Below are 17926 nucleotides of genomic sequence, written 5' to 3' on the forward strand. Positions count from 1 at the left end.
AAGGTTCCCGTTTCTTCAACGCATTACAAGCGGATCAGCGTGGAAACGCTGGCGGGTTCACACCAGCCATCTCTTCCATCACACGCACCACCTGGCAGCTATAACCGAACTCGTTGTCGTACCAGACGTACAGGACAACACGGTTGTCGTTGCAGATGGTCGCTTCGGCGTCAACCACACCGGCGTGGCGCGAGCCCACGAAGTCGGTGGAGACCACTTCCTGGGAGCTGACGTAATCGATCTGCTTGTGCAGTTCCGAGTGCATGGCGGTCTGGCGCAGGTACTCGTTGATCTCGTCGCGGTTGGTGGCCTTTTCCAGGTTCAGGTTGAGAATGGCCATCGAGACGTTCGGCGTCGGCACGCGAATGGCGTTGCCGGTCAGCTTGCCCTTGAGCACAGGCAGTGCCTTGGCTGCAGCGGTGGCTGCGCCGGTCTCGGTGATGACCATGTTCAACGGTGCGGCGCGGCCGCGGCGGCTGCCCTTGTGGAAGTTGTCGATCAGGTTCTGGTCGTTGGTGAACGAGTGAACGGTTTCGACGTGGCCGTTGATGATGCCGTACTGGTCATTGACAGCCTTGAGCACCGGCACGATGGCGTTGGTGGTGCAGGACGCAGCGGAGATGATCTTGTCATCGGCGCTGATATCGCCATGGTTGATGCCGTGAACGATGTTCTTCAGCGCGCCTTTGCCCGGAGCGGTGAGGATCACGCGATCGATGCCAGGGCACTTGAGATGCTGACCCAGGCCTTCGGCGTCACGCCATTTACCGGTGTTGTCCACCAGCAGGGCGTTGTCGATGCCGTATTGGGTGTAGTCGATCGAGGCCGGATCGTTGGAGTAGATCACCTGGATCAGGTTGCCGTTGGCGGTGATGGTGTTGTGCTCTTCGTCGATGACGATGGTGCCGTCGAACGGACCATGTACCGAGTCGCGGCGCAGCAGGCTGGCACGCTTGGTCAGGTCGTTCTCGGCGCCCTTGCGCACGACGATTGCACGCAGGCGCAGGCCGTCGCCGCCACCGGTCTTCTCGATCAGGATACGCGCCAGCAGGCGGCCGATGCGACCGAAGCCGTACAGGACGACGTCGGTGCCCTTGCGGGCGGACAGGTTCTGCTGACCGACGACATCGGCCAGTTCTTCACGCACGAACTGCTCGACGCTGCGGCCGTTGCCTTCGAGCTTGAACTTGTTTGCCAGCTTGCCCAGGTCGACCGAAGCGGCGCCCAGTTTCAGCTCGCTCATGGCCTTGAGCAGGGGGAATGTCTCGTGGACGGACAGCTCGGTTTCGTCGGTCTGACGGTGACGGGCAAAGCGGTGGGCTTTGAGGATCGAGATAACCGAACGATTGATCAGGCTGCGGCCATAGATCGAGCTCACCACGTTATTGTTGCGGTAGAGCTGACCGATAAGCGGGATCATCGCTTCAGCCAGGGCTTCACGATCGATCCACTCACCAAGACACTGGTCGGGCTTCTGAGTCACGGGAACCTTCCACATGTAGGGGGAGAAAAAAGGGGCTACATTATGACGCCCCTCGACGTATCGGGCAATGAGCGCCTGTCGCCGCCGCTCGTGCCCGTCGCCAAGCCCTTCCGAGCCTGACAGCGCGCACCAGCACCGGTACAATTGTCCTCTTTGCCGCAACGCTTGGAGTCCAATCTCCCGTGTCAGTTCTGCGCCTACCGCAATTATCGGCCACGGCCGGCAAACAAACCTGGGGAAACCTGCCCGGGGCCGCCCTGAGCTTGGCCATCGCCGAAGCCGCCAGCAGCGCCGGTCGCTTCACCCTGCTGTTGACCGCCGACAGCCAGGCTGCCGACCGCCTGGAACAGGAGCTGCGCTTCTTCGCGCCCGACCTGCCGGTGCTGCCGTTCCCCGATTGGGAAACCCTGCCCTACGACCTGTTCTCGCCCCACCAGGACATCATTTCCCAGCGCATCGCCAGTCTCTATCGGCTGCCTGAGCTCGATCACGGCATCCTCGTGGTGCCGATCACCACCGCCCTGCACCGCCTGGCCCCGACCCGCTTCCTGCTGGGCAGCAGCCTGGTGCTGGATGTGGGCCAGACGATCGACGTCGAACAAATGCGCACGCGCCTGGAAGCCAGCGGCTACCGCTGCGTCGACACGGTCTACGAGCATGGCGAGTTCGCCGTGCGCGGCGCCCTGATCGACCTGTTCCCCATGGGCAGCAAGCTGCCCTACCGGATCGACCTGTTCGACGATGAGATCGAGACCCTGCGCACCTTCGATCCCGAGACCCAGCGCTCGATCGACAAGGTCGACTCGGTCCGCCTGCTGCCGGCCCGCGAGTTCCCGATGCAGAAGGACGAGGTCACCCGCTTCAAGGCGCGCTTTCGTGAGCGTTTCGACGTGGATTTCCGGCGCAGCGCGATTTTCCAGGACTTGACCAGCGGCATCATTCCCGCCGGTATCGAGTACTACCTGCCGCTGTTCTTCGAAGAAACCTCGACCCTCTTCGACTACTTGCCGACCGACACCCAGGTGTTCTCCCTGCCGGGTGTCGAACAGGCAGCCGAGCATTTCTGGAACGATGTGCGCGGACGCTACGAAGAGCGCCGCGGCGACCTGTCCCGCCCCCTGCTGCCACCGGCCGAGCTGTTCCTGCCGGTCGAGGACTGCTTCGCCCAGCTCAAGCAGTGGCCCCGGGTCGTGGTCAGCAGCGACGAGATCGAAACCGGCGCGGGTCGCCTACGGTTCCCGGCGCGAGCCTTGCCGAATCTGGCGATCGAAGCCAAGGCCAACCAGCCACTGGCGGAGCTGTCGAATTTCCTCGAACAGTTCCCCGGACGCGTGCTGTTCACCGCCGAATCGGCCGGCCGCCGCGAAGTGCTGCTGGAACTGCTCGAGCGCTTGAAGCTGCGCCCTCAAACCGTCGAAGGCTGGGCCGACTTCGTCACCGGCACGGACCGCCTGGCGATCACCATCGCCCCGCTCGACGACGGCCTGCTGCTGGATGACCCAGGCCTGGCCCTGATCGCCGAGAGCCCATTGTTCGGCCAGCGCGTGATGCAGCGCCGGCGTCGTGAAAAACGTGGTGAGGCGGCCAACGATGCCGTCATCAAGAACCTCACCGAACTGCGCGAAGGTGCACCCGTGGTGCATATCGACCACGGCGTGGGACGTTACCTGGGCCTGGCCACCCTGGAAATCGAAGGCCAGGCCGCCGAGTTCCTGACCTTGGAATATGCAGAGGGCGCCAAGCTCTACGTACCGGTGGCCAACCTGCACCTGATCGCCCGCTACACCGGCAGCGACGATGCCCTGGCCCCACTGCACCGCCTTGGCTCCGAAGCCTGGCAAAAGGCCAAGCGCAAAGCCGCCGAGCAAGTCCGTGACGTGGCGGCCGAACTGCTCGACATCTATGCCCGGCGCGCCGCCCGCAAGGGGCATGCATTCGCCGATCCGGCCGCAGACTACGCCACCTTCAGTGCCGGCTTCCCGTTCGAGGAAACCCCGGACCAGCAATCGGCCATCGAGGCAGTGCGCGCCGACATGCTCGCCGGCAAGCCGATGGACCGCCTGGTGTGCGGCGACGTCGGCTTCGGCAAGACCGAAGTGGCCATGCGCGCAGCGTTCATTGCCGTGCACAGTGGCCGCCAGGTGGCAGTACTGGTGCCTACCACCCTGCTCGCCCAGCAGCACTACAACAGTTTCCGCGACCGTTTCGCCGACTGGCCGGTGACCGTCGAGGTGATGAGCCGCTTCAAGTCGGCCAAGGAAGTCAGCGCCGCCGCCGCAGAGCTGGCCGAAGGCAAGATCGACATCCTCATCGGCACCCACAAGCTGCTGCAGGACGACGTGCGCTTCAAGGACCTGGGCCTGGTGATCATCGATGAGGAGCATCGTTTCGGTGTGCGTCAGAAGGAACAGCTCAAGGCCCTGCGCAGCGAGGTGGACATCCTTACCCTGACCGCCACGCCTATTCCACGCACCCTCAACATGGCCGTGTCGGGCATGCGGGACCTCTCGATCATCGCTACCCCGCCGGCGCGACGCCTGTCGGTGCGCACCTTCGTCATGGAGCAGAACAAGAGCACGGTCAAAGAGGCGCTGCTGCGTGAATTGCTGCGTGGCGGCCAGGTGTACTACCTGCACAACGACGTCAAGAGCATCGAAAAATGCGCCGCCGAGCTGGCCGAACTGGTACCCGAGGCACGTATCGGCATCGGCCACGGCCAGATGCGCGAGCGCGAACTCGAGCAGGTGATGAGCGACTTCTATCACAAGCGCTTCAACGTGCTGGTTGCCTCGACCATCATCGAGACGGGTATCGACGTGCCGAGCGCCAACACCATCGTCATCGAACGCGCAGACAAGTTCGGTCTGGCCCAGCTACACCAGTTGCGCGGCCGGGTCGGACGCAGCCACCACCAGGCCTACGCCTACCTGCTGACGCCGCCGCGCCAGCAGATCAGCGCCGATGCCGAAAAACGCCTCGAGGCCATCGCCAACACCCAGGACCTGGGTGCAGGTTTCGTGCTGGCCACCAACGACCTGGAGATTCGCGGTGCCGGCGAGCTGCTCGGCGAAGGCCAGAGCGGGCAGATTCAGGCCGTGGGCTTCACCCTCTACATGGAAATGCTCGAGCGCGCCGTCAAGGCCATCCGCAAGGGCACCCAGCCGAACCTCGAGCAACCGCTTGGTGGCGGCCCGGAGATCAACCTGCGTCTACCGGCGCTGATTCCCGAGGACTATCTGCCGGACGTGCATGCCCGTCTGATTCTCTACAAACGCATCGCCTCGGCCGCCGACGAAGAGGGCCTCAAGGACCTGCAAGTGGAGATGATCGACCGCTTCGGCCTGCTGCCTGAACCGACCAAGAACCTGATGCGCCTGACCCTGCTCAAGCTGCAGGCGGAAAAACTCGGCATCAAGAAAGTCGATGCCGGCCCCAATGGCGGCAAGCTCGAGTTCGAGGCCGAAACCCCGGTCGACCCGCTGACCCTGATCAAGCTGATCCAGGGCCAGCCCAAGCGCTACAAATTCGAGGGCGCCACGCAGTTCCGCTTCCTCGTGCCGATGGAGCGCCCCGATGAACGTTTCAACACCCTGGAGGCGCTGTTCGAGCGCCTGACCCCACAGCCTGCCTAAGGAAGATCCATGCGTGCCATTCGTTGCCTGACCTTGATGCTGACGCTGTTCGCGCCGGCCGCCTTCGCCGAAGGCCTTTATCAGGTGGAAATGATCCTGGTGCGGCAGAACGCCGTACCTGCGGTAACCAGCCCGTTCGCCCCCGAAGATTGGAGCGCCGGCGCCCCCCGCCTGGACAAGGGCGCCGAGCGCCCACTGGCGCTGGAGGACGAAGTCACCCGCTTGCAAGCCACCGCCGACTACACCGTGCTGATGCACAAGGCCTGGCAGCAGGAAGTGGGCAGCGAACCGAGCCGTATCGCCCTGAGTGCAGGCCAGGAGCAGTTCGGTCATTTCCCCATCGAGGGCAACCTGAGCATCGCCGATGGCCGCTTCATCGCCGTGCAGGCCAGCTTCTGGGTGAACCAGCTCGATGGCAATGGTGCCGTGGTGCGCAGCGAGCAGTTCAAGCAGAGCAACAGCAACATGAAAGGTAACCAGCTGACCTTCCTCGACGGCGGGCACCTTGCCGTACTGCTGAAGGTGACACCCGCTGGCATGCGCAAGATGCCGGTGATGGATCCGGAGATGATGGAGCAGTGAGGTGAGCGAGAGCGATGTGCGGCGCCTGCTTCAGCGCGATGAAAGCTGGAAGGCGGACTTCGACGACGGAGCGCTCGCCCGTGGACAGAACTACGCGGCGCAGGGCCGGACAAAAACGCTTTCGATCCATGACAGAACGATAGAGGCTGCCTGCCTGGGCTCGGCAGGCCAGCGCTACACTCAGAAGATCCTTCTCGAGCCGAACGCTGGCAGGCTGCGGGTACTGGGCCGCTGCAGCTGTCCTGTGGGCGTCAACTGCAAACATTGCGCTGCGACACTTTTCCATTTGCACGCGTCCCTCGATGACCATGACGCCAGCGACGGGCTGTCCCTTCCCCCGGAGCTGAGCCAGTGGGTCAAGGCACTGGAAACGCCCGAGTCTGCGCCGGCCAATCCAAGCCCTTCACGCAAAGGGCCGGCCATCTACTACCAGATAAGCCTGAACCAGGCGCAATGTCGGCTGGAGGCGGTGAAAGGCACACGCCAGAACGACGGCACACTGAAGCTGAGCAGGATCACCTCGCTGCCGGAAATGATCTACTACACGCCACGCTATGTAACCGAAGCCGATGCGCGGCTGCTGCGCCTGATCAGCGCCCAGAACAGCAACGTCGTCTCGCCGGTAACCCGCCTGGAGGGGAAAAAGGGTTCCGAACTCCTCGAGTACGCATTGGCAAGCGGTCACCTGCTGTTCGACCAGCAGCAGGAGCCGCTGACTCCTGGCCCGGACCAGGCCGCCGAGTTTCGCTGGGTCCGACTGGAGGACGGCGCGTACCGGGGCGTCTGGCATCACGACAGCGACACACCGCTGCAGGTCCTGCCGCTCGACCCGCTGTATTACGTCAATCCGCAGACCCGCCAAACCGGCAGGCTGCAACATAACCTGGACCCATTCATCGCCAGCCAGCTGGCGCGCGCGCCCATCGTACCCGAACACCTGGTTGTCCCTTTGAGTCACCGCCTGAATGCCTTGAACCGCCAAGTCCCCACCCCTACCGCCGTGCGTAGCGAAGAGCACGATGACATCCAGCCACGTCCGCACCTGACCCTGGGCAGCCTGGAATTCAGTGCCTACATGCCCAAGACCGGGCGTATGCAGCGTCAGATGCAGCATCGCGCTGCGCTGGCGTTCAGTTATGACGGCCTGCTTGCCAGCGGCACCGATGAAAAGCCCCTGAGCCGCCTGGTAGGCGAAACCAGCCAGCGCATCCGTCGCCAGCCCAAGACCGAGCAAGCCTTTCGCCAAACCCTGCGCGAACTGGGCTTCAAGCCTGCCACCCGACAGAGCAAAGCTCTGCCGGACAGCGCAGGCGAGATGCTCCAGCTACCCGACGATGAGGCTTGGCTGCGCTTTGCCCGCGAAGGGCTGCCCAAACTGCGTCAGGCCGGCTGGGAGATCGACATTCCTCGGGATTTCGCCTTCGATCTACAGGAGGTGGACGACTGGTACGCCACCGTCCAAGAAGCGCCGGGCCATGAATGGTTCGATCTCGAGCTGGGTATCGTGGTCGATGGGCAACGCCACAGCCTGCTGCCGATCGTGCTGCAGCTGTTGCGCAGCAGTCCTGAACTGCTGCGCGCCGGCGAACTGGCCCGACGTAGCGACGATGAACACCTGCTCATCGACCTCAACCGCGGCCGCCAGGACAGCCCTGCCCTGCGTGTCGCCCTGCCCTATGGCCGGATCAAAGCGGTGATGGGCACCCTCGGCGAGCTCTACCTGCATGAAGATGCTGTCGGCCCATCCCTGCGCCTGGAGCGTGCCGATGCGGCGCGACTGAACGATATCGAGCACCTGCCCCTGCACTGGGAAGGCGGCGAGCATGTGCGTGAGCTGGGCCGACGACTGCGCGATGCGCGTGATTTGCAGATCGAGCCGCCCAAGGAGCTCAAGGCCGAGCTGCGCCCCTACCAGCAGCAAGGCCTGAACTGGCTGCAGGCCCTGCGCGAAATGGGCACCGGCGGCATCCTGGGCGATGACATGGGCCTGGGCAAGACCCTGCAGACCCTTGCCCACCTGCTGCTTGAGAAACAAAGCGCACGCCTGGAGCAACCGGCCCTGGTGGTGATGCCCACGAGCCTTGTGCCCAACTGGCTCGATGAAGCCCAACGCTTCGCTCCCGCACTTCGCGTCCTGGCATTGCATGGCCCGGGCCGCAGCAAGCACTTCACCGCGCTGCACGACTACGATGTGATCCTGACCACCTACGCCCTGCTCCCGCGGGATCTGGAGCACCTGCGTTCAGTGCACTGGAGCCTGCTGATTCTCGACGAGGCGCAGAACATCAAGAGCAGTACCAGCAAGGCAGCCCAAGCGGTCTGCGATCTGAAGGCAGGCCAGCGCCTGTGCCTGACCGGCACCCCGATGGAGAACAACCTGGGCGAGCTATGGTCGCTGTTCCACTTCCTGATGCCTGGCTGGCTGGGCGATCTGAAGCGCTTCAACCAGGACTACCGCACACCGATCGAACGCCACGGCGATACCGAACGCATGGCGCATCTGGCCAGTCGCATCCGACCATTCCTGCTGCGCCGGACCAAGGAACAGGTGGCCACCGAGCTGCCGGCCAAAACCGAGATGATCCACTGGGTCGAGCTCAGCGATGCCCAGCGCGACACCTACGAAGCCGTGCGCGTGGCCATGGACAAGAAAGTCCGTGACGAGATAGCCCGCAATGGGGCGGCGCGCAGTCAGATCGTCATCCTCGATGCCTTGCTCAAGCTGCGCCAGGTGTGCTGTGACCTTCGCCTGGTCAAGGGCGTGGAGGCCAAGGGCAACCAGGCCGACAAGGGCAAGCTCGGCAGTTTGATGGACATGCTTGAGGAGTTGCTAAGCGAGGGGCGCCGGGTGCTGCTGTTTTCGCAATTCACCTCGATGCTGGCGTTGATCGAGACCGAACTTGCCAAGCGCAATGTCCGCTATAGCCTACTGACCGGTGACACCCGTGACCGACGCACCCCTGTGCAGCAGTTTCAGACCGGCGAAAGCGAGGTATTCCTGATCAGCCTCAAGGCCGGCGGCACGGGCCTGAACCTGACGGCTGCCGACACGGTGATCCACTACGACCCGTGGTGGAATCCAGCCAGCGAGAGCCAGGCCACCGACCGCGCCTATCGCATAGGCCAGGACAAGCCGGTGTTTGTGTTCAAGCTGATAACCCGAGGCACGGTAGAAGAAAAGATCCAGCAGCTTCAACAGGAGAAGGCAGCCCTGGCAGCCGGCCTGCTCGATGGCGGATCGGCTGGCCAATGGCGCTTGGGCGATGAGGAGATCGAGGCACTGTTTGCGCCACTGCCTGGCAAGCGCAGTCGCTGATCTGTGGAGGACGCTTTCGTCGCTCCACCAGATCGCGCCGAATCAAGGCACCCCAAATCAATCGACCAACTGCGCTTCCTTCAAAGCACCCAGCGCCTCCAGCCAACGCGGCTGCTGGCGGCAATCGGTGCGGGCGAAGCCACGTCCGCGCATCCTCGCGATCCGCGGCGATGGCTCGACCTTCAGCCGCTGGGCCGCGCTCAATGCCAGCTCCGCCGCTGCCCGGTCATTGCACACCAACCCCATGTCGCAACCAGCACTCAGGGCCGCCTCGATCCGGCTGGCAGCATCACCCACCACATGGGCACCGGCCATGGACAAGTCGTCACTGAAAATCACCCCCTCGAACCCCATCTCACCGCGCAGGATGTCCTGCAGCCAGCGACGCGAGAACCCGGCCGGCTGGTTATCGATTTGCGGGTAGATCACATGCGCAGGCATCACAGCCGCCAATTGGCCTCTTAGCTGAATGAAAGGCAGCAGGTCCGCCTGGCGTAACTGCTCAAGGCTGCGCTCATCCGTAGGTATGGCCACGTGAGAGTCGGCTTCCGCCCAGCCATGCCCCGGGAAGTGCTTGCCACAAGCAGCCATGCCAGCGGCATTCATACCGCGGATGAACGCCCCCGCCAGTTGGGTGGCGCGCGCCGGGTCGCCCTCGAAGGCACGGCTGCCGACTACAGCGCTGCGCTGATGATCCAGGTCAAGCACCGGGGCGAAGCTCAGGTCAAGGCCTACAGCCTGCACTTCGGTCGCCATCAGCCAACCACACTGCTCGGCCAGGTATTCGGCGTTGGCATTGTCGGCGATCGCACGCATGGCCGGCAGACGTACGAACCCCTGGCGTAGGCGTTGGACCCGTCCACCCTCCTGGTCGACAGCCAGGATGAGGTCGGGGCGCACCGCGCGGATGGAGGCGCACAGCTCACGCACCTGGCGAGGGCTATCGATGTTGCGGGCAAAAATGATCAGGCCGGCCACTTCGGGCTGGCGCAGGAGATGACGGTCTTCGGCGGTCAGCCATTTACCGGCGATATCCACCATCAGGGAGCCTTGCAGGCGGGCAGTCATATTGGATTCCTTCATGGGAGGGGCAGCACGCCCCAGTGCGGGCAGGCAGACTCATCGATCCGCACCGCGCAATGGTCCGGTACCCGATCGAACAACGCGATCAAGTCGCTGTTCCTGAGACGTATGCAACCATGGGACAACGGGATGCCCATAGGTTCAGTGTCCGGCGTACCGTGCAGGTAGATGTAGCGGCGAAAGGTGTCGACCTTGCCAAGCCGATTGACCCCAGGTTCACAACCACTGAGCCAGAGAATGCGGCTCAGGATCCAGTCGCGCCCGGGAAACTGCTCATGCAGCTTCAGGGACCAGACCTCGCCCGTCCAGCGCCGGCTGCGCAGTACAGCGCCCTGCGGCAGGCCGGCACCGATCTTGGCGCGGACCTGGTGAAGGCCTCGCGGCGTACAGCCGGAGCCATTGAGCTCCCCGGCACCGTTTCGCGCCGTGGATACCTCCAGGCGCACACGCAGCGCCCCACGGGTGAATCCGTAGAGGCGCTGGTCGGCAAGAGAGATATGTAGGTAGTCGAGGTCAGGCATGGGCGCTAGCTTAGCCCAAGCGCCTCTTAGCGCACAGTGTCAGGCCTTGGCAGGCGCTGGCGCGACGTTGCTTTTGCTGCGTGGACGCAATTGTGCGGTGGCCATGGCCGGATCGGTGACCCCACTGTCGGCACGCATGCCAGCGGCGAGAAACGGCACCATCAGGCGCATCACTTGCTCGATCGAGGTATTGATGCCGAAGTCGGTTTCGGCGATGGCACGCAGCGCCTTGATGCCCGACATGCTGAAAGCGGCAGCCCCAAGCATGAAGTGCACGCGCCAGAACAGCTCCAGCGGCGGGATACGTGGCGCGGCTTCGTTGACCAGCAGCATGTAGCGGCGGAACACCTTGCCGTACATGTCTTCGAGGTATCGACGTAGGTGACCTTGGCTCTGGCTGAAGGCAAGGCCAAGCAGGCGCATGAAGATCGACAGATCGTTGTTGCTGCGAGGCTGCACGGCCAGCGCTTGCTCGACCAGCATCTCGAGCAACTCCTCCAGGCTCGGTTTGGGCTCGGGGCGCGCCTGACGACGATCCAGCTCACGTTCGAGACTGGAGCAGAACGGGCCGAGAAAACGCGAGAATACCGCCTGGATCAGGGCTTTCTTGGAGCCGAAATGGTAGTTGACCGCCGCCAGGTTGACCCCGGCCTTGCTGGTGATCAGCCGCAACGAGGTTTCCGCGAACCCCCTCTCCGCAAACAGCTGCTCTGCAGCATCGAGAATGCGTTCAACGGTTTCCGATTGGGCCATGACTACTCCGCCTGACAAACAGTTGTTTGAAACATACGTTTCAAGCTTTCATCTGTCAAGACACGTGACCCGCCAGTCGCCATTTAACCACAGCATTGAAACATTCGCTGCAAGCCACGGTTGGCGCAGGCTTCGCCCTATATGCACGACACAGTGACGTGTTTTCCCGGCCCACAGTGCTTGCAGCTGGCCAGCCACTGTATATAATCCCAGTCACTGTATAAAAAGACAGAGCGCTTGCCATGCTTAAACTGACGCCACGCCAAGCTGAAATCCTGGCCTTCATCAAACGCTGCCTGGAAGACAACGGCTTTCCGCCGACCCGCGCGGAAATCGCTCAGGAGCTTGGGTTCAAATCGCCCAATGCCGCCGAAGAGCACCTCAAGGCGCTCGCCCGCAAAGGAGCGATCGAAATGACCCCGGGCGCCTCCCGCGGCATTCGCATCCCAGGGCTTGAGACCAAGGCAGAAGAGAACAGCCTGCCTATCATCGGCCGGGTCGCTGCCGGCGCACCGATCCTCGCCGAGCAACACATCGAAGAATCCTGCAACATCAACCCAGCCTTCTTCCATCCTCGCGCCGACTATCTGCTGCGTGTCCACGGCATGAGCATGAAGGACATCGGCATCTTCGACGGCGATCTGTTGGCGGTCCACACCTGCCGGGAGGCCCGCAACGGCCAGGTCGTGGTCGCCCGCATCGGTGACGAAGTGACCGTCAAGCGTTTCAAGCGCGAAGGCAGCAAGGTCTGGTTGATCGCCGAGAATCCCGAATTCGCCCCCATCGAAGTCGACCTGAAAGAACAGGAGCTGGTGATCGAGGGCTTGAGTGTCGGCGTCATTCGCCGCTGATCCAGGAGGCGTCATGCAGCAGTTCATCCAAACACCCCAGCAAGCCCAGTTGCCGCTGTTCGAAGCCTTCCTGGCCCAGCCGGCGCTGCCAGGTCTCAAGCCTAGAGACTCTGCCGGTGAGAAGCCGCGCAAGGGCACCCAGCCGGAGTTGTTCAGCGAACTGTCTTTGCGCGGCGCTCCAGGTCATTGCCAGGGCCTGCTGGCCCCGATCCTGCGCGAGCTGAGCGAAGAGGACGAAACCCGTTGGCTGACGCTCATCGCGCCCCCTGCCAGCCTGACCCAGGCCTGGTTGCGTGATGCCGGCCTGAACCGCGAACGTATTCTGCTGTTGCAACCAGGCGCAAACCAGAGCGCCTTGCAACTGGCATGTGAAGCGCTACGCCTGGGCCACAGTCACACCGTCGTCAGTTGGCTTGGCAACGTCAATGCCAATGCACGCCAGCAATTGATCCGCGCCGCCAACACCGGAAACGCACAAAGCCTGAACATCCGCCTCGGCTGATGTTCAGGCTTTGCCTGTCTCAATCCAATCCCTGAATCGGAGCGCGGTGCTCAGTGCAAAACGCGCGGTCCTTCGTCACGCTCGAAATCGCCCTCTACCAGGCGACCTGCCATCTGCACACCCACGCTCAACATGGCCTTGGCCACTTCAACATGCTGGCCCTGCAGGAAGGCCTTGGCGTCCTCGGAGAAATCCAGGGTCACCAGGGAACCCTCGTCCTCGGCGCGGCGCAGTTCGATCCGGCCATCAGGCAACTCGACAATTTCTAGAAAGGACGTTGACATATAGGGCCTGCTTTTCACGAAAGGCGATTATTGTACCAGCCGCCAGCGCTATCAGCACTCACTCAACGCGTCACGAAAGCGCCGAACCACGTCCTTGAGGTTGGCCCGCCAACTTTCCAGCTCTTGCCGGGAAAGCGCTGGTTGCTCGGGCTCGTCCAAATTGACGGCCTGGATCAGCGGCTGGGTGACATCGGATTTAGGGGCTTTTTTGGCGACCGGCGGTCGGAACAAATCGGCATAAGCACTCAGCATCTGGGCAAGCCAGGTTTCTGGCTGACGCACCAGCTCAAGCAACTCGGCCACCTCAGGAATGGCGATGCTGTTCAGCGCCTCGTCGTTGAGCAATAGCTCGACCCGCGACGCCCCAGCCTGAGGCAAGCGGTAGAAACCTGCAATTTCATGGCACAGCCCTAGTAAAGCGCCATACAAGTGGAACAGCGCGGACTCGCGCTCGGCCTGTATCAGGCCTTGGGCATTCATCGCCTGGCTACCTTCAGCCTTGGCCATGGACTCCAGGGCAAGCCCGGCGAAGAAGAGTTTCTGATTGGTGCGGGTGTAGAGTTCCTGGGCCATCTTCAGTGGCCTCCCTGAGGCTGCAAGGCGATATCCCAGTGTCAGGGATTGCCCTGCCCCGCCGCAAGCTCAATGTCAAAAAGAAAGGGGCCGATTCGCGGCCCCCTTTCAGCACTTTGGATCAGCGCTTGTCTTCGATTTTCCAGCTGTTGCCGTCAAAGAATGCCTTCCAGCCGGTCGGCTTTCCGTCGACCTCGGACTGCACGTACTGCTCTTTTGTCTTGCGGCTATAGCGAATCACCGCCGGACGCCCGTCGGGATCTTTCTGCGGGGCATCGCACAAGAAGTGATACTTCGGATCGATCTCGTGCTTGTGCGGGATGATCTCCAGCACCAGTGGCGCGCGTGTTTCGCGGTTCTTCGGGAACTGGCTGGCAGCCAGGAACAGCCCCGAGGCGCCGTCGCGCAGCACATAAGTGTCATCGACCTTCTCGCACTTGAGCTCGGGCATGTCCACCTTGTCCATCTTCGGTGGCGCTGCCTCACCGCTCTTGAGCAGCTTGCGGGTGTTCTTGCACGCAGGATTGGTGCAACCGAAGAACTTGCCGAAACGGCCAGTCTTGAGCTGCATCTCGCTACCGCACTTGTCACATTCCAGGCTAGGCCCTTCATAGCCTTTGATGCGATAGCTGCCCTGCTCGATCTCGTAACCGGCACAGTCCGGGTTGTTGCCACAGATGTGCAGCTTGTGCTTTTCATCCAGCAGGTAGGCATCCATCGCCGTGGAACAGATCGGGCAACGGTGCTTGCCACGCAGGACCAAGGACTCGGACTCACCTTCATCGTCGGCAGCGATTTCATCGCCCGGTACGAGGTTCACGGTGGCCTTGCAGCGCTCCTTGGGTGGCAGACTGTAACCCGAGCATCCCAGGAACACGCCAGTGGAGGCGGTACGGATCATCATGGGTCGACCACATTCCTTGCAGGGAATGTTGGTCAGGGTCGGCTGGTTGGCACGCATACCGTTCTCGGCGGATTCGGCAGCCAGCAGCTTCTTGCTGAAATCGCCATAGAACTCGTCCAGAACGTTCTTCCAGTCGCGTTCGCCCTGGGCGACGTCATCGAGGTTCTCTTCCATGCCGGCGGTGAAACCGTAGTCCATGAGATTGGAGAAGCTTTCCGACAGACGCTCAGTGACGATGTCGCCCATCTTCTCGGAGTAGAAGCGGCGATTGTGCAAAGTCACATAGCCGCGGTCCTGGATGGTAGAAATGATCGCCGCGTAAGTCGATGGTCGACCGATCCCACGCTTTTCCATTTCCTTGACCAGGCTGGCTTCGGTGTAGCGCGCCGGCGGCTTGGTGAAGTGCTGGCTCGGGTCGAGCTGGATGAGCTTGAGCGACTCGCCCTGGGCCATTTCCGGCAACACTTCATCTTCGCCCGGCTTGCTCTGCTGAGGCAGTACACGGGTATAACCGTCGAACTTAAGGATGCGGCCCTTGGCACGCAATTCAAAGTCACCGGCATTGACCGTGACGCTGGTGGACAGGTATTGCGCAGGAGGCATCTGGCACGCCAGGAACTGGCGCCAGATCAATTCGTACAGGCGCTCGGCGTCACGCTCCATGCCACTGAGCTTGGTCGGATGAGTGTTGACATCAGAGGGGCGAATCGCTTCGTGCGCTTCCTGGGCACCCTCCTTGCTGCCATACACCACTGGCTTTTCCGGCAGGTACTGCTTGCCGAACTCGCGCTCAATGTAGCTGCGCGCCATATCCAGCGCATCGACCGACAGGTTGGTCGAGTCGGTACGCATGTAGGTGATGTAGCCCGCCTCGTAGAGACGCTGAGCCATCATCATGGTTTTCTTCACACCAAAGCCCAGGCGGTTGCTCGCGGCCTGTTGCAGCGTCGAGGTAATGAACGGCGCCGACGGCTTGCTGCTAGTCGGGCGGTCTTCGCGTTTGGCAACGCTGTAGCTGGAAGCCTTGAGTTTCTCAAGCGCCGCCATGGCCTGGGCTTCGTTCAACGGCTTGAAGGCTTCGCCCTTCTCACGTGCCACTTCGAAGCGCACCTTGGCGTTCTTGGCGGTCCCCAGGTCAGCATGCACTTCCCAGTATTCTTCAGGATTGAAGGCCCGAATTTCCCGCTCACGTTCCACTACCAGCTTCACGGCCACCGACTGCACCCGACCGGCGGACAAGCCACGGGCGATCTTGGCCCACAGCAACGGCGAGACCATGTAACCGACCACGCGATCGAGGAAGCGCCGGGCCTGCTGGGCGTTGACCCGATCGATGTCCAGCTCGCCTGGCTGGGAGAAGGCTTCCTGAATGGCCTTCTTGGTGATCTCGTTGAACACCACGCGCTTGTAGCGGCTGTCATCACCACCGATAGCCTCGCGCAGGTGCCAGGCGATGGCTTCCCCTTCGCGGTCCAAGTCGGTTGCGAGATAAATGGTGTCGGCATCCTTGGCCAGGCGACGCAGTTCGTCGATGACCTTTTCCTTGCCGGGCAAGATTTCGTACTTGGCTTTCCAGCCGGCTTCCGGGTCGACCCCCATGCGGGCGACCAGCTGGCGGCGCGCCTTCTCCTTCGGCGACAGCGCGGGGGCCTCGGACGCGGTCTTACCGCGCTTGGCCGCCGGCTCCTTGGTGGCGCTGGCCGAACCGCTGGTGGGGAGGTCTCGGATATGGCCGATACTCGACTTCACCACGTACTGGCTGCCCAGGTACTTGTTGATGGTCTTGGCCTTGGCCGGGGATTCCACAATGACCAGCGATTTGCCCATGGATCGGAGTATTCCTGAATCTGAAGATGAAAAACGCGTCAGGTGCCAGACGCGGCACCGCTATATATAGTGGCAACAGGGTGAGGTCAAGCGCTCAGGTTCAGCCTTGCGCTACACCAGGCTGCTCGAACCGTCCCTCTTCGGCCTTGACCAAAGCAAAGCGTGGCACCTGCTCGCCGTCAACCTCGACAGACTCCAGGAACATCGACAACGGCCTTACCCAAAGCCCGAATTCGCCATACAACGCCTGGTAGAACACGACCCATTCTTCGGTCTCGGAGTGCCGCGCAACGCCGAACACACGGTACTCAGGCCCTTTGTAATGCCGGTACACACCGGGTTGTATCTGCATGTCGCCCACCTCTTGAAACAAATCCTGTAAAAAACAAAAACCGGGGCACAAGGCCCCGGTTGCTGTCATCGACGCGATCAGACGCGTTCGAAGACAGTGGTGATGCCTTGACCCAGGCCGACACACATGGTGGCGACGCCGAGGGTACCGCCTTTTTGCTTCATGACGTTGAGCAGGGTGCCGGAAATCCGCGCTCCCGAGCAACCGAACGGGTGACCCAACGCAATCGCGCCGCCGTGCAGGTTAACCTTCTCATCCATCTTGTCGAGCACTTTCAGGTCCTTGAGTACCGGCAGGGCCTGCGCGGCGAACGCTTCGTTGAGCTCGATGAAGTCGATGTCGGCCATGGTCAGGCCGGCACGCTTGAGGGCTTTCTGGGTCGACGGCACCGGACCGTAGCCCATGATTGCCGGGTCGACGCCGGCCACCGCCATGGCGCGAATGACCGCCAGAGGCTCGATCCCCAGGTCCATGGCACGCTGGCCGGACATGACGATCATGCACGAAGCGCCGTCAGTGATTTGCGACGAAGTACCAGCGGTGACGGTACCCCCTTTCGGGTTGAACGCCGGCTTGAGCGACGCCAGGCCTTCAAGGGTGGTTTCCGGGCGAATGGTCTCGTCGTAGTCGAAGACCTTCAGGAAACCGTTCTCGTCATAGCCCTGCATCGGGATGATCTCGTCCTTGAAGTTGCCTTCGACCGTCGCCTGGTGGGCCAGCTGGTGCGAACGCAGGCCGAACAGGTCCTGCTGCTCGCGGGTGATGCCATGCATCTTGCCGAGCATCTCCGCCGTCAGGCCCATCATGCCCGACGCCTTGGCGGCATGCAGGGACAGGTGCGGGTTGGGATCCACGCCATGCATCATGCTGACGTGACCCATGTGCTCGACACCACCGACGACAAACACATCACCGTTGCCAGTCATGATCGCCTGGGCGGCGGTGTGCAGCGCGCTCATCGACGAGCCGCACAGGCGGCTCACGGTCTGGGCCGCAGAAGTGTGCGGGATCTGGGTCATCAGCGACGCCATGCGGGCGATGTTCCAGCCCTGCTCCAGGGTCTGGTTGACGCAGCCCCAGATCACGTCCTCGACTTCTTTCGGATCGACCTTGTCATTGCGCTCCAGCAGCTTGCTGATCAGGTGCGCGGACATATCCTCGGCACGGGTGTTACGGTGCATGCCACCTTTGGAACGACCCATCGGCGTGCGACCGAAGTCGACAATCACCACGTCTCTTGGATTCAGGCTCATATCAATACTC

Annotated in this window: 14 protein-coding genes; 5 read left to right on the plus strand and 9 right to left on the minus strand. The window is 62.3% G+C overall.

The genetic code is table 11. From position 1 onward, the window contains the following. Positions 1–34: 34 nt before the first annotated feature. Positions 35–1498 carry a glyceraldehyde-3-phosphate dehydrogenase gene (locus J5X93_RS17835; RefSeq protein WP_070571029.1) on the minus strand — a complete coding sequence of 488 codons (1464 nt, stop codon included), beginning with the start codon at positions 1496–1498 and terminating at the stop codon, positions 35–37. A gap of 167 nt (positions 1499–1665) precedes the next feature. Here J5X93_RS17835 and mfd point away from each other — a divergent pair, with 167 nt between their 5' ends. The 3 genes from mfd to J5X93_RS17850 are packed head-to-tail and all read left to right on the plus strand — an operon-like array spanning position 1666 to position 9013. Further along, positions 1666–5115: a transcription-repair coupling factor gene (mfd, locus tag J5X93_RS17840; RefSeq protein ID WP_250033755.1), complete on the plus strand. Its 3450-nt coding sequence runs from the start codon at positions 1666–1668 to the stop codon at positions 5113–5115. A 9-nt stretch (positions 5116–5124) separates the two neighbouring features. Then, positions 5125–5697: a CsiV family protein gene (locus J5X93_RS17845; RefSeq protein ID WP_182942647.1), complete on the plus strand. Its 573-nt coding sequence runs from the start codon at positions 5125–5127 to the stop codon at positions 5695–5697. Between the two features lies 1 nt (position 5698). Beyond that, on the plus strand, positions 5699–9013 hold the full coding sequence (locus J5X93_RS17850; protein ID WP_080642168.1) for a DEAD/DEAH box helicase: 3315 nt from the start codon (positions 5699–5701) through the stop codon (positions 9011–9013). A gap of 57 nt (positions 9014–9070) precedes the next feature. Here the strand turns inward: J5X93_RS17850 and nagZ are convergent, their stop codons facing one another. Genes nagZ through J5X93_RS17865 form a run of 3 tightly spaced genes read right to left on the minus strand, consistent with a single transcriptional unit; the run spans position 9071 to position 11370 of the window. Further along, entirely contained in the window at positions 9071–10069 is a 999-nt protein-coding gene (gene nagZ, locus J5X93_RS17855) for a beta-N-acetylhexosaminidase (protein WP_182943292.1), read from the minus strand. A 23-nt stretch (positions 10070–10092) separates the two neighbouring features. Beyond that, positions 10093–10617 (minus strand): L,D-transpeptidase, encoded by a 525-nt coding sequence (locus tag J5X93_RS17860; protein WP_090343877.1) that lies wholly within the window; start codon positions 10615–10617, stop codon positions 10093–10095. Positions 10618–10656: 39 nt separating this feature from the next. After that, the gene (locus J5X93_RS17865) at positions 10657–11370 is read right to left on the minus strand and encodes a TetR/AcrR family transcriptional regulator (RefSeq protein ID WP_182942645.1); all 714 of its coding nucleotides are present in this window, start codon (positions 11368–11370) and stop codon (positions 10657–10659) included. A 242-nt stretch (positions 11371–11612) separates the two neighbouring features. Between J5X93_RS17865 and lexA the strand changes: the two genes are divergently transcribed. Both lexA and sulA read left to right on the plus strand, forming a co-directional pair. Next, positions 11613–12221, plus strand: a complete 609-nt coding sequence (lexA, locus tag J5X93_RS17870; protein WP_043215752.1) for a transcriptional repressor LexA — start codon at positions 11613–11615, stop codon at positions 12219–12221. A gap of 13 nt (positions 12222–12234) precedes the next feature. Next, a complete protein-coding gene (sulA, locus tag J5X93_RS17875; RefSeq protein ID WP_182942643.1) occupies positions 12235–12723 on the plus strand; it encodes an SOS-induced cell division inhibitor SulA in 489 nt (162 codons plus the stop codon). Between the two features lie 50 nt (positions 12724–12773). Here sulA and J5X93_RS17880 read toward each other — a convergent pair whose 3' ends face one another. The 5 genes from J5X93_RS17880 to fadA all read right to left on the minus strand — a co-directional run bounded on the left by J5X93_RS17880 (position 12774) and on the right by fadA (position 17916). After that, positions 12774–13007 carry a hypothetical protein gene (locus tag J5X93_RS17880; protein WP_043215749.1) on the minus strand — a complete coding sequence of 78 codons (234 nt, stop codon included), beginning with the start codon at positions 13005–13007 and terminating at the stop codon, positions 12774–12776. A 51-nt stretch (positions 13008–13058) separates the two neighbouring features. Continuing rightward, complete coding sequence (locus tag J5X93_RS17885) at positions 13059–13580, minus strand: DUF6586 family protein (RefSeq protein WP_102081926.1); 522 nt, start codon at positions 13578–13580, stop codon at positions 13059–13061. A gap of 121 nt (positions 13581–13701) precedes the next feature. After that, positions 13702–16311 carry a type I DNA topoisomerase gene (topA, locus tag J5X93_RS17890; RefSeq protein ID WP_182942641.1) on the minus strand — a complete coding sequence of 870 codons (2610 nt, stop codon included), beginning with the start codon at positions 16309–16311 and terminating at the stop codon, positions 13702–13704. A 100-nt stretch (positions 16312–16411) separates the two neighbouring features. Next, entirely contained in the window at positions 16412–16663 is a 252-nt protein-coding gene (locus J5X93_RS17895; protein ID WP_043206690.1) for a DUF1653 domain-containing protein, read from the minus strand. 77 nt (positions 16664–16740) lie between these two features. Continuing rightward, positions 16741–17916, minus strand: a complete 1176-nt coding sequence (fadA, locus tag J5X93_RS17900) for an acetyl-CoA C-acyltransferase FadA (RefSeq protein ID WP_182942639.1) — start codon at positions 17914–17916, stop codon at positions 16741–16743. Positions 17917–17926: the final 10 nt, after the last annotated feature.

Source organism: Pseudomonas sp. BYT-1 (assembly GCF_023611805.1).
GTDB lineage: Bacteria > Pseudomonadota > Gammaproteobacteria > Pseudomonadales > Pseudomonadaceae > Aquipseudomonas > Aquipseudomonas guariconensis.